This is a genomic window from Micromonospora palomenae (assembly GCF_007829925.1).
Classification (GTDB): Bacteria; Actinomycetota; Actinomycetes; order Mycobacteriales; family Micromonosporaceae; genus Micromonospora; species Micromonospora purpureochromogenes.
In genome coordinates this window covers 1,228,649-1,240,914 of record NZ_VIXA01000002.1, presented here as the reverse complement: position 1 = coordinate 1,240,914, position 12,266 = coordinate 1,228,649, and the positions used below count along the sequence as shown (strand labels likewise).

General features: G+C 72.3%; 11 protein-coding genes. 6 read left to right on the top strand and 5 right to left on the bottom strand.

Features of this window, described 5'->3' with window-relative positions; all coding sequences use genetic code 11:
- The first annotated feature begins 8 nt into the window (after nt 1–8).
- The 3 genes from FHX75_RS16915 to FHX75_RS16905 all read left to right on the top strand — a co-directional run bounded on the left by FHX75_RS16915 (nt 9) and on the right by FHX75_RS16905 (nt 1,844).
- On the top strand, nt 9–644 hold the full coding sequence (locus tag FHX75_RS16915; RefSeq protein WP_154941091.1) for a phosphoribosyltransferase: 636 nt from the start codon (nt 9–11) through the stop codon (nt 642–644).
- A gap of 29 nt (nt 645–673) precedes the next feature.
- A complete protein-coding gene (locus tag FHX75_RS16910; protein WP_154941090.1) occupies nt 674–1,084 on the top strand; it encodes a TFIIB-type zinc ribbon-containing protein in 411 nt (136 codons plus the stop codon).
- A gap of 76 nt (nt 1,085–1,160) precedes the next feature.
- Nucleotides 1,161–1,844 carry a maleylpyruvate isomerase N-terminal domain-containing protein gene (locus tag FHX75_RS16905; protein ID WP_154941088.1) on the top strand — a complete coding sequence of 228 codons (684 nt, stop codon included), beginning with the start codon at nt 1,161–1,163 and terminating at the stop codon, nt 1,842–1,844.
- Between the two features lie 57 nt (nt 1,845–1,901).
- Here the strand turns inward: FHX75_RS16905 and dnaB are convergent, their stop codons facing one another.
- Complete coding sequence (dnaB, locus tag FHX75_RS16900) at nt 1,902–4,721, bottom strand: replicative DNA helicase (protein WP_154941086.1); 2,820 nt, start codon at nt 4,719–4,721, stop codon at nt 1,902–1,904.
- A gap of 395 nt (nt 4,722–5,116) precedes the next feature.
- Here dnaB and FHX75_RS16895 point away from each other — a divergent pair, with 395 nt between their 5' ends.
- Nucleotides 5,117–6,685: a hypothetical protein gene (locus tag FHX75_RS16895; RefSeq protein WP_154941084.1), complete on the top strand. Its 1,569-nt coding sequence runs from the start codon at nt 5,117–5,119 to the stop codon at nt 6,683–6,685.
- Between the two features lie 81 nt (nt 6,686–6,766).
- On the opposite strand, the gene rplI is transcribed toward FHX75_RS16895, so the two are convergent.
- The 4 genes from rplI to rpsF all read right to left on the bottom strand — a co-directional run bounded on the left by rplI (nt 6,767) and on the right by rpsF (nt 8,419).
- On the bottom strand, nt 6,767–7,213 hold the full coding sequence (gene rplI / locus FHX75_RS16890; protein WP_154941082.1) for a 50S ribosomal protein L9: 447 nt from the start codon (nt 7,211–7,213) through the stop codon (nt 6,767–6,769).
- A 14-nt stretch (nt 7,214–7,227) separates the two neighbouring features.
- A complete protein-coding gene (gene rpsR / locus FHX75_RS16885) occupies nt 7,228–7,467 on the bottom strand; it encodes a 30S ribosomal protein S18 (RefSeq protein WP_007073789.1) in 240 nt (79 codons plus the stop codon).
- Between the two features lie 41 nt (nt 7,468–7,508).
- Nucleotides 7,509–8,048, bottom strand: coding sequence for a single-stranded DNA-binding protein (locus FHX75_RS16880; RefSeq protein ID WP_211364484.1), 540 nt, complete (start codon nt 8,046–8,048; stop codon nt 7,509–7,511).
- A gap of 80 nt (nt 8,049–8,128) precedes the next feature.
- Complete coding sequence (gene rpsF / locus FHX75_RS16875) at nt 8,129–8,419, bottom strand: 30S ribosomal protein S6 (RefSeq protein ID WP_120328341.1); 291 nt, start codon at nt 8,417–8,419, stop codon at nt 8,129–8,131.
- A 641-nt stretch (nt 8,420–9,060) separates the two neighbouring features.
- Here rpsF and FHX75_RS16870 point away from each other — a divergent pair.
- Together FHX75_RS16870 and FHX75_RS16865 are read left to right on the top strand one after the other, a co-directional pair.
- Nucleotides 9,061–9,843: a deoxyribonuclease IV gene (locus FHX75_RS16870; protein ID WP_154941078.1), complete on the top strand. Its 783-nt coding sequence runs from the start codon at nt 9,061–9,063 to the stop codon at nt 9,841–9,843.
- Between the two features lie 5 nt (nt 9,844–9,848).
- Nucleotides 9,849–12,137: a hypothetical protein gene (locus tag FHX75_RS16865; protein WP_154941076.1), complete on the top strand. Its 2,289-nt coding sequence runs from the start codon at nt 9,849–9,851 to the stop codon at nt 12,135–12,137.
- The last annotated feature ends 129 nt before the right edge of the window (nt 12,138–12,266 follow it).

Below are 12,266 nucleotides of genomic sequence, written 5' to 3'. Positions count from 1 at the left end.
CTGAGGACATGAGCAGCACCTACCGCGATCGTGAGGATGCCGGCCGACAGCTCGCCGAACGGCTGACCGGCCTGGTCGGAGAACCCGACGTCATCGTGCTGGGGCTGGTCCGGGGCGGGGTGCCGGTGGCCCGGGTGATCGCCGACCGGCTCGGCGCGCCCCTGGACGTCCTGGTGGTCCGCAAGCTCGGCATGCCCTGGGCGCCCGAGGTCGCCTTCGGCGCACTCGGCCCCGGCGGGGTCCGGGTGCTCAACGACGTGGTCGCCGCCCGGCTCGGCCCCGACGACGTCGCCGACGTGCAACGCCGGGAACAGGCCGAACTGGAACGCCGAGAGGCCCGCTACCGGGCCGGCCGACCACCGCTGGACCTCACCGGCCGGACCGCCGTGATCGTCGACGACGGGCTGGCCACCGGCGCGACGGCCCGGGCCGCCGTCCAGGTCGCCCGCCACCTCGGCGCCCGCCGGGTCGTCGTCGCGGTGCCGGTCGGCTCCCAGGAGGCGTACGAGATGCTGGCCGCCGAGGCCGACCAGGTGATCTGCGCCCAGCGCCCGCCGGAGTTCGGCGCGGTCGGCGCCTACTACGAGGACTTCCACGAGGTCTCCGACGACGAGGTCAACGAGGCGCTGATCGCCACCGCCTGAACCTCGCGCCGACGGGGTACGGTCGAGCGATGCAGCTCACCTGTCCCAAGTGTCACGGAGACATGCGCCAGTACGAGCGCAGCGGAGTCGTCATCGACCAGTGCACCGAGTGTCGGGGGATCTTCCTCGACCGCGGTGAACTCGAGAAGCTGTTCGAGGCCGAGGCGAACTGGAACCAGCAGCAGGCCGCCCCGGCACCCGGGCAGCCCGCGGGCCACGGTCCCGCCCAGCCCGGCCACGTCGCCGGCGGGTACGCCCCGCCCCCGCCGCCGCCCCCGCACCAGCCGGGCTACCCGGCCGCGCCGCCGCCGCCGCACGCGCCGGCCTACCCGCCGCAGCCGGCGTACGGCCACAGCGGGCACCAGCAGCAGCACCACGGCTACCACGGGCACTACAAGCGCAAGAAGCACAAGAGCTTCCTCGACGAGATGTTCGGCTGACCGCCACCGGGGCCGGGGCACCCGCCCCGGCCCTTCCGCCCTGCCGATCCGGGCGGCCCGTGGCAGGCTCCCCGTCATGACGTCGATCGCGCAGCACGAGGCGCTCGCTCAGGCGTACGAGGGGATCACCGCCGTGGTCGCCGGGCGGGACGACGCCGACCTGCAACGACCCACCCGCTGCCGGGGCTGGCTCGTCGCCGACCTGCTCTTCCACGTGCTCTGCGACGCCCAGCGCGCCCTGGTCGCCCTGGCCAGCCCCGCCGACGGGCCGCCCGACGTGGACGACGTCAGCTACTGGCGTTCCTTTCCGCCCGGCGGGGACGGCGACGCCGCCGCCCGGCACGCCTGGTGGGCCCGCCGCTCCGCCGCCGCCTTCGACCGCCCCAGCGGAGTGGTCCGGCTCTGGTCCGACACCGCCCCCGCCGCCGTGCGCGCCGCCACCGCCGCCGACCCGGCCGGCTGCGTCAGCACCCAGGGGCACGTGCTGCACGTACCCGATTTCCTGGCCACGCTGACCACCGAGGCCGTCATCCACCACCTGGATCTGGTGCTCGACCTGCCCGACGCGCCGCCGCCCGGGCCGCTCGCCTGCCGCGTCGCGGTGACCACGGTGGACGGGCTGCTCAGCGACGACGCGGTCCGCCCGAGCGACTGGGACGACGCCGCATACCTGCTCAAGGCCGCCGGCCGCGAGCCGCTCACCGACCGGGACCGCGCTGAGCTGGGCGAGGCCGCCGGCTGGTTCCCGCTGCTCGGCTGAACCGCCGCCGTCGCTGCGGATCGACGGGCTGCTGGCCGGACGGTCGCCGGGCGACGGTCAGACGATCGCCATGTCGACGAAGCGGGAGAGGTGCAGCTGGGCGGCGACAGTGATGCTGTCGGTGGGCCCGTTTCGGTGCTTGGCGACGATGAAGTCCGCCTCGCCGGCGCGGGGCGACTCCTTGTCGTAGTAGTCGTCGCGGTGCAGCAGGATGACGACATCGGCATCCTGCTCGATCGATCCCGACTCACGCAGGTCGGACAGCTGGGGGCGCTTGTCGGTCCGCTGCTCGGGGCCACGGTTCAGCTGGCTCACCGCGATCACCGGGCACTCGACCTCCTTGGCCAGCAGCTTCAGGCCACGGGAGAGGTCCGCGACCTCCTGCTGGCGGCTCTCGGTCCGCTTCGGTGAGGTCATCAGCTGGAGGTAGTCGACCACGATCATCTTGAGGTCGTGCTTCTGCTTGAGCCGGCGCGCCTTCGCCCGGATCTCCATCAGGTTCATGCTCGGCGTGTCGTCGACGAAGAGCGGTGCCTCGCTGATCTCGCCCATGCAGCGGGCCAGCTTGGTCCAGTCGTCGTCGGAGAGCTGGCCGCTGCGGAGCACGTGCAGCGGAACCCGCGCCTCGGCCGAGAGCAGTCGCATGACGATCTCGACCTTGCTCATTTCCAGCGAGAAGATCGCCGCCGCCTGGTTGGCACGGATAGCGGCATTTCGGGCGAAGTCCATGCTGGCGGTGCTGTTGTGCGTCGGGATCATCGCCCGGCCCGCCAGGTAGAGGTGCTCCGGGTTGTCCACGGTCACGCAGCGGACCGGCACGCTGGGCACCGGCCGGACGTCCACGATGTAACGGGAGGTGGTCCGGACGTCGGACGACGTCCGGCGCCGTGCGGCGTGGGCGGACCGCTTCCGCTCCAACCGGAAGACCGTGTCGGGCGTGGAGAAGTTCAGCGTGTACCCGATGGACGACGCGGCGCTGCGGCCGCGTACCGGCTTCTCGTTGATCGTGCAGCGGTATCCGAGGCTCACGATCAGCTCGCGGACGCCCTCCGCCAGCCGCTTCGACGTCGAGGTGTACTGCAGGTTGCCGGTGGGGGCGACCGTCCCGTCGGTGTCCATCAGGCCGGCGAGCAGGGCGCGTCGCTGGGCCTCCGACGCCCGCAGGTACTCCTGCGGGATGTGCTTCTCCGGCGACACCCCGAGAGCCCGGAGCAGCGCGCGGAACGATCCGTGCCGCCCGTGGCACTCGGCGCACCGCCGCGTCGACGGGTTTTCCCGCAGGGCCCGGGTGGACGAGCCGCAGTCGACGCAGCGCCGGCCGGCCGGAGCGGGCACCTCGGGGAGCACGATGGTGTAGAGCAGCGGGCCGCTCGGACGCACCACGAAGCCGTCCCGCACGACGTGGTCGACCAGCTCGGGATCGGCGGTGGTGAAGCGGCTCGCGTCGGAGTGCCCGTCCCCCAGCCAGACCCCGAGCGTGTACGGCGGGATCGGCAGCTCCCGCTCCGGCAGTTGCAACGGAGCGGCGTTCTCGACGGCGTGGTTGAGCCGGCCGTCCGCGCCGGTACGCAACGTCGCTGCGATCTCGGCGGTGGTGACGACACCGTCGTGCCGGACCCGGGCACCGGCGTTGACCGGACGTTCGGCGCGCTCCCGCAGCCCGGTCAGGAGCGGGCCGGCGGGGTAGCCCGGTGCGGTCCAGTTCCGTGTGTTGCCCGCCCGGGTGACCGGTCGGCTGACCCGGCCGTTCGCGCCGACCTCACGCGCGACGGTGTGCAGCACGTTCTTGAACTCGGAGCCGACGAGTTCGAGGGTCTGCGCGAGGGTGACCAGTCGCCGAGGCTCGGCACCGGCGGCCGCCTCCGCCGCACCAACCTTCGCCAGGGACGACTGCGGCCAATGCGACCGGAGTCGCGACTCGGGCTGACGGCGGCTGGCCCGGGTGGTGGTCTTCCACAGATGCTCGGCGTCGGCCACGATGACGCTGCCGTCGGAGAACTCGACCTCGTAGCAGGGACGGTCGTACCGGACGTCGAAGGCCGCGGTGATCGTTGTCGGCCGCCCGTCGGCGGCGATCAGCTGGTCGCCGACCTGGACCTCGCCCATGGTGGTCCAGCCGTCCGGGGTCGGCAGCGGGGTGTCCAGGGCGAGCGCCTTACCCAAACCAGGCCGGCCGGCCACGATGATGAGTTGCCCCGGGTGCAGGCCGTTGAGCAGCCGGTCCAGGTCGGTGAAGCCGGTCGGCACGCCGGTCATCACCCCGCCCTGCGCCCCGACCGCCTCGATCTCGTCGAGCGTCGGCTGGAGCATGTCGGCCAGCACCGCGAAGTCCTCGCTGACCCGGCGCTCGGTGATCTCGTAGACCGCCTGCTGCGCGAGGTCAACCACGTCGTCGACGTCCCGACTACCGCCGGCAGCGGTGCCGTAGCCGAGCTGCACGATCCGCGTGCCGGCCTCGACCAGCCGACGAAGCACCGCGCGCTCGCCGACGATCCGGGCGTAGTACGCGGCGTTCGCTGCTGTCGGCACTGCGGCCATACAGGTGTGCAGATAGGGGGCGCCGCCGATCCGGGCGAGATCGCCGGAGTCGGCCAGGGCGGCCGCGACGGTGATCCCGTCGGCCGGCTCACCCCGGCCGTAGATGTCCAGGATGGCGTCGAAGATGGTGGCGTGCACCGGTCGGTAGAAGTCGCTCGACTTCAGGATCTCCACGACGTCGGCGATGGCGTCCTTGGAGAGCAGCATGCCGCCGATGACGCACTGCTCGGCGGCGACATCCTGCGGTGGGGTCTTGTCGAACTGCCCGTCGCGCTGCGCGGGGGCGGGCGGCTGCCCGCCGGCCCGGGGCTCCGCCCGCATGTCGTCGGTGACCGACACGGATCCCCCTCCACTGCGTCGGGTCGATACCAGCTCTACCGGCCGGGTGCGACAACTTCCGATCGACCCGGCCGGTCGATCGGGGACGATCGCGCGACCGGTCGGTGCCCCACGATACGGAACCCGAGGTCAGACCCCAACCAGGCCGGTGGACGAGCCTCGGGACAACCTGTGGATGGAGTGGACGAGCATGTGCGCAGCGTGTGCACAGGTTGTGGAAAACCGGTGGGGAATTCTGGGCCGTTTGGCTCTGACCTGCGGAAACATCATCCCCACCCTGTGGACGGGTATTTTCCGGTAAGGCTTTAGGGTCGGATTTCCCGTACTATCTGCTGGGAACGGCTACACCTGGACAGCGGATTGCGCTTTCGGTTGAGAAGGGTCACGCTCCGGCCGTGAGTTACCGGGACTGGGAGCGCGGGGAGGGCAGCCCGCGCGAGCGTCAGCCGGTCGCCCCGTGGGACGACTTCGGCGAGGCTGTCCCGGCCGATCCCTACCGGTACGCGGCCGAGGGCTACCGCACCCCGAGCCGACGGCGGGCCGTCGAGCGCGGCCAGCAGGAGCCGGTCGACGCCTACCTGCCGCGCTGGGCCGTGGAGTCGGGCATCGCGCACGCCGACGGCCGGGGCCGGCACGCCGCGCCGGACGACGACGAGTACGACGACCGCCGCCCGGTCTCCGGGGGCGGGCGGCGCAGCGAGCGCAGCTGGGGCGAGCCCCGGGCGATCGGCGCCGCGGCCGAGTCCGACCACACCCGCGAGTGGACCTTCGACCGTCCGCAGGAGCAGGGGTACGTCGGCAGCCGGCGCGCCGACTCCGTGGAGGACGAGCCGGTCTCCGGTGCCGCGCCGACGCCCCGTCCACGCCGGTCGCCCTCGCGCCGTCCCCAGGTGATCTGGTCGGGTGTCGAGGAGTCCGACGAGGAGCCGGCCGCGCGGGAGGTGGAGCGGCCGACCCGGCGCAGCCGGCGCGCCTCGGCCGACGCCTGGTCCCGCCCGGCGGTCGACCCGTGGAGCCGTACCGAGCCGGTGGCGGAGCCGGAACCGGAGTACCGGCCGGCGGTGGACCCGTGGGACGCCTCCGGGGTGCACGCCTGGCAGCGCTCGGGCCCCGAGGACCGCTGGGACGCCGCCGGTGGCGCCACCCGCTGGGATCAGGGCGACAGCACCGGCCAGTGGGACCGGTTCACCGACACCGGCCAGTGGGACCGTGGCGACCTGGCCCGGCGGGACCGGTACGAGGAGCCGAGCCGGTGGGACGACCGCACCGACGTCAGCCGGTGGGAGGACCGCACCGACGTCAGCCGCTGGGACCGTACCGAGCCGCCCCGGTCGGCGGAGCCGGTGACCGGTGAGGGTTGGTCGTGGCCGGAGCAGCCGGACGGGTTCTGGTCGGGCACGCGGCTGGCCGGGGACGATCCGCGGTGGATGGATCCGCCATCCTCGGCGCCCCGGTCGCCGGCGATCGCCTACACCGCACCACGGCCGCGCCCGTCTCCCCGTCGTCGCCTGGAGCCGGCCGCGCCGGTCGCCGCGCCGTCGTGGCGTGACCGGATCGATTCGGTCGGCGGCGGGGTGTGGAACCGCCGCCTGGAGGACGACCTGCTGGACCCGGATCCGGGTGGTCCGCTGCGTCCGCTGCTCTACACCGCCGCCTGCTATCTGGTGCCGGCGGCGCTGGTCTTCGGGTGGCTGCTGACCCTGGACGGCCAGGCGCCAGCGGGGTGCGTGACGGACATCAGCGGCGGCGGCTGCGATTCGCCGCGGGCGCACGCCTTCGCGTCGTTGGTGGCCGGGGCGCCGCGCTTCGGGCTGGCGCTGGTGAGCAGCCTCGTCGTCGCGGGGCTGCTGCGCCGGGTGGGCACGACCTGGCGGTCGGCGACGGTGGCGCTGGCCGCAGCGGTGGTCGGCGGGGGCCTGTCCACGGTCATGATCAGCGCGGTGACCGGCCAGCCGATCGGCTGAGCCCGGGGCCAGTCGCAACGAGGGCATGCGAAAGGGCCCGCACCGGAGTCCGGTGCGGGCCCTTTCGTCGTGCGGTGGGTGTCAGCCCTGAACGACGTTGAGGTCGAACTTGGCGGTCACCTCGGGGTGCAGCTTGACCCGCACCGGGTAGGAGCCGGTCGACTTGATGTGACCGGGCAGCTCCAGCCGACGACGGTCGAGGGTCGGGCCGCCGGCCGCCTTGACGGCGTCGACGATCTCGGCCGAAGTGACCGAGCCGAAGAGCCGACCGCCGTCACCGGCGCGGGCCTTCAGGTTGACCTTCAGACCTTCGAGCTGGTCCTTGACCTCGTTGGCGTGGCCGAGGTCGCGGATCTCGCGGGCCGAGCGGGCCCGCTTGATGACCGTGACCTGCTTCTCCGCACCCTTGGTCCAGCTGATCGCGAAGCCCTGCGGCAGCAGGTAGTTACGGCCGTAGCCGTTCTTGACCTCGACGATGTCGCCGGGGGCACCGAGACCGGAAACTTCCTGGGTCAGGATGATCTTCATGTCGGTGCCTCCTCTCAGCGGGCCGTGGCGGTGTACGGCAGGAGCGCCATCTCACGGGCGTTCTTGACCGCACGGGCGATCTGCCGCTGCTGCTGCGAGGTCACGCCGGTCACCCGCCGAGCGCGGATCTTGCCGCGGTCGGAGATGAACTTGCGCAGCAGCGCGGTGTCCTTGTAGTCGATGTAGGTGATCCCGTCCTTGTCGAGCGGGTTCACCTTCTTCTTCGGCTTGCGAAGTGCCGCAGCCTTGGCCATTGCTCGTGCTCCTGGTTTGCGATCGCGGGCGCTCGGCGCCATTAGAACGGGGGCTCCTCGTCGAAGTTTCCGCCGCCCGAACCGGAGCGCGACGGAGACGGCGCGGCCGAAGCCCAGGGGTCGTCGAAGTTGCCTCCGCCGCCACCCTGGCCACCACCGCCACCAGAACCGAAGCCACCGCCGCCGGCGCCACCCGAGCGCGACATCTTCTGCACCTTCGCCGTGGCGTAGCGCAGCGACGGGCCGATCTCGTCGACCTCGAGCTCGATGACGGTGCGCTTCTCACCCTCGCGGGTCTCGTACGACCGCTGACGCAGCCGACCCGAGACGATCACGCGGGCGCCCCGCTGGAGCGACTCGGCGACGTGCTCCGCCGCCTGCCGCCACACGGTGCAGGCCAGGAAGAGCGGCTCGCCGTCCTTCCACTCGCCGGAGGCCTTGTCCATGAACCGGGGCGTCGAAGCGACCCGGAACTTGGCGACCGCCGCACCGGACGGGGTGAACCGCAACTCGGGGTCATCGGTCAGGTTGCCGATGACCGTGATGGTGGTGTCTCCTGCCATGACCATCTCCTCGCGCACTCATCGTTCTGCCGTACAGGCTCTCAGAGCCGTGTGACAGTGGCGATGAGGCTGATCCGGGCGAACCGGGATTTGAATGCTTAGCGCATCTCCGGCCGGATGACCTTGGTGCGCAGCACGGACTCGTTGAGCCGCAGCTGACGGTCCAGCTCGGCCACCGCCTCCGGCGTCGCCTGCAGGTCGATGACGGCGTAGATGCCTTCGGCCTTCTTGTTGATCTCGTACGCGAGGCGCCGGCGGCCCCACACGTCGGTCTTCTCCACCGAGCCACCCGCGGTCCGGATCACGTTCAGGTACGTGTCGAGCGACGGGGCGACGGTGCGCTCCTCGAGACTGGGGTCGAGGATCACCATTACTTCGTAATGACGCAAGACGTGCTCACCTCCTGTGGGCTTGGCGGCCACGGTCCTTCCGTGGCAGGAGGTCGTGCGTCGCTGTCCGCTCCCGGGTCCGGGGGAACCCGGCCGGACGCGGACAACCGGACCAGGATACCCGGTCCGGACGATCATGCCCGGGCAGGCCGGACCCGTCGGCCGGGCGTGGCGACAGGGGCCCGCCCCGACGCCCGAAGGCCGGTGGCGGACCCCTGTCCACATGGACCGCGGGGCGTCCCGTCCGCATTCCTTGGGTGGGACCTGGGGAGGAACGACCACACCGATGAGGTTGGATCGAGGACGCCCCGCGGAGCTCTTTCCTGTTGTTATCCGACGGTACAACGGCTCTCGTCACTAGTTGGTGGAAATGCAACTATTAGTCCGAGATTCCCGTCGGTGGTCGGTGGACCAGGTCGGGCGGGTCCCGCCCCCGACGTGCCGGGCCGCACGACGGGGGGTGACCCCGCACCGGGATCGACCGTGGTGCCCCTGGCCCTGCGGGCCGGAAAAGCCCGGCATCGATCCCACCCGGGTAAACGAACGCCCGCCCCGACGGTGACGCGAGCGGGCGGCATCCGGTGCCCCGACTCCCGCCTCCGTCACCCCGGGCGTCGGGGATGCGACGTAGGCTCGCCTGCATGCGTATCGGAGCCCACGTCGACCAGGCCGACCCGTTGGCGGAGGCGGCCGCCCGTTCCGCCGAGGCGGTGCAGTTCTTCCTCTCCGACCCGCAGGGATGGAAGGCCCCGAAACCCCGCGAGGACGCGGCCCGGCTGCGCGCCGCCGAGGTGGACCTCTACGTCCACGCCCCGTACGTGATCAACGTGGCCACCCTGAACAACCGGATCCGGATTCCCAGCCGCAAGCTGCTGCTCGGGCACGCGGCCGCGGCGGCGGAGATCGGCGCCAAGGGGCTGATCGTGCACGGCGGGCATGTCAACGCCGGTGACGACCTCGCCGTCGGCTTCGACAACTGGCGCAAGACCTTCGCGTACGCGGCGGACTCCGGCGGCTTCCCGGTGCCGGTGCTGATCGAGAACACCGCCGGCGGTGAGAACGCCTGCGCCCGACGGCTCGACGCGCTGGCCCGGCTCTGGGACGCCGTCGGCGACCACGAGGTCGGCTTCTGCCTGGACACCTGCCACGCGTACGCGGGCGGCGAGGAACTGCTCGACCTGGTCGACCGGGTCAAGGCGATCACCGGTCGGATCGATCTGGTCCACGCCAACAACTCCAAGGGCGGGTTCAACTCCGGGCAGGACCGGCACGACAACCTCGACGGCGGCACCATCGACCCGGACCTGGTGGTCGCGGTGATCCGCGCCGCCGGCGCGCCGGTGATCGTGGAGACGCCCGGCGGGGCCGCGGGTCAGGGGGCGGACATCGCCTTCCTGCGGGACAAGCTCGGCACGGGGGCCTGACCCGGATGACCACGAACGCGACCGGCGGCGCCCAGCCGACCGGGCAGACCGACGGGCCCGACGAGCAGGGCAGCACGCCCCCGGGCGCCACTGGTGCAGACGGCGCCGCCACGACGGCCACCACCAGGACCCCGGGAACGGACAACGCCACCGACGCGAAGTCCACGACGAAGGACACCGCGAAGGCCGCCACCGGTCACGCCGGAACGGGCGCCGCCAGCAACGCGAAGTCCACGACCACGGACACCGCGAAGACCTCGGAGACGGGCGACCCCGCCGAGGCGAAGTCCACGACCACGGACACCGCGAAAACCTCGGAGACGGGCGACGCCACCGACGGGAAGCCCGCGACCACGGACACCGCGAAGGCCACCACCAGCGACGGCGGAAAAGACGGCGCCACCGACGCCAAGGCCGCGACCACGGACACCGCCAAGGCCACCACCAGCGACGCCGGGAAGAACGACGCCAAGGCCGGGAGCGACGGCGACGAGAAGAAGGACGGCGACGGAAAGCCGCGGGACCGCTGGTCGGCGTTCGCTCCGGCGCCCGACCCGGTGCCGGGGCGTCCCCGCCGCGCGGCGCAGGCCGTCGGTCGGCTCCTGGTCCACGAGTGGACGCTGGCCACCCTGGCCGCGCTGGCCCTCGCGGTGGGCATGACCTGGCCGACGCTGCGCTACCCGCTCTACACGCTGCCGCAGGACTACTGGGACCCGAGCCTGCAGGCCTGGCAGATGGCCTGGTCGGGGCACGCCCTGCGGACCGAGCCGGCCCAGTTGTTCCACTCCAACACGTTCTTCCCGGAGCAGTGGAGCTTCGCCTTCTCCGACATGCTGCTCGGCTACGCCCCGGCCGGCATGATCGGCATCGGTCCCGAGGCGGCCGTGCTGCGCTACAACATCATGTTCGTGCTGGCCCACGCGCTGGCCACCCTCGGGGCGTACGCGCTGGCTCGGCAGCTGGGAGCGGGCCGCGCGGGGGCCGCGGTGGCCGGGGTCAGCTACACGTACGCCCCGTGGCTGCTCGCCCAGGCGGGGCACCTGCACATCGTCTCCAACGGCGGCATCCCGCTGGCGCTGGCCATGCTGGCCCGGGGTCACGGCTGGTCGCTGCGGTACGGCTACCGCCCGGAACGGCGGCACGAGGGCTGGACGTACACCGGGTGGCTGGTGGCGGCCTGGCAGCTCAGCCTGGGCTTCGGGATCGGCCTGCCGTTCGCGTACGTCCTGGCCGGCATCGTGCTGGTCGCGGCCACGACCTGGTTCCTGCGGCGCTGGGTCCTCCGGCCGGTGAAGCGTCCGTTCGGCACCCGACTCTTCGTCGCGGACCTGGTCGGCGGGCTGATCTTCGCCGGCGTGGGCGCGCTGCTGGCCATCCCGTACTTCAAGGTCGCGGAGCTGCATCCCAACGCGGCCCGCACGCTCGGCGACATCGGGGTCTACTCGCCGCCGGCGCTGGGCTTCTTCACCGCCCCGGCGGAGTCCCGGGTCTGGGGCGACCTGCACGAGGCGGCGCGCGCGACGCTGCCCTGGCACCCCGAGATGACCCTGCTGCCCGGCTTCGTGCTCTACGCGCTGGCCGCGGGGGGCCTGTTCTTCTCGGTCTGGAAGCTGCGGCAGCGGCTGCTGCTGCTCGCCGGGGTGCTGGTCACCATGGTGCTGGCCATGGGCACCCGGTTCTTCGACGGCACCTTCACCTACGGCCTGCTCTTCGAGCACCTCCCGGGCTGGAACGGGCTGCGCACCCCGGGGCGGATGATGCTCTGGACGACGCTGCTGCTCGGCCTGCTCGCGGCCGGTGCGGTGAGCGCCTTCGCCGACCGGGTCGGCGAGATCGCCGCCGAGCGTGCCCCGTACCGGCCGTCGCCGTGGCTGCGGGTGGCCACGGTGGTGCCGGTGCTGCTCGTCCTGCTGGAGGGGTTGAACGTCACTCCGCACCCGGTGGTCCCGGAGCAGCCGGTGGCGATGCGGACCGTGGACGGCCCGATGCTGGTGCTGCCGAGCAGCCAGAACCTCGATCAGCCGGTGATGCTCTGGTCCACCAGCACCTTCCCGGACCTGGTGAACGGCGGCAGTGGCTTCACCCCCACCCAGCTCGACGAGGTGCGCCGGGTGACACTGGCCTTCCCCGACCAGACCAGCGTGGACTACCTGCGCACGCTCGGCGTCCGCAACGTGGTGCTGCTGCGCGACCAGATCGTCGGCACTCCGTGGGAGGTCACCGTCAACGCGCCGGTCGACCAGCTCGGCATCACCCGCGAGGAGGTCGGCGACGCCGTGGTGTTCCGTCTCTGACGCCGGCTCGGGTGGGGTTTCGGGGGAGCCCGGCCGGCTCCGGGCGGTCAGGCTTGATCCCTGCGCCGGCCGGGCTCCCCCGAAAACCCTGACGGCCCGAGGCCGTCCTGGACTTGGGGTCTCCAGACG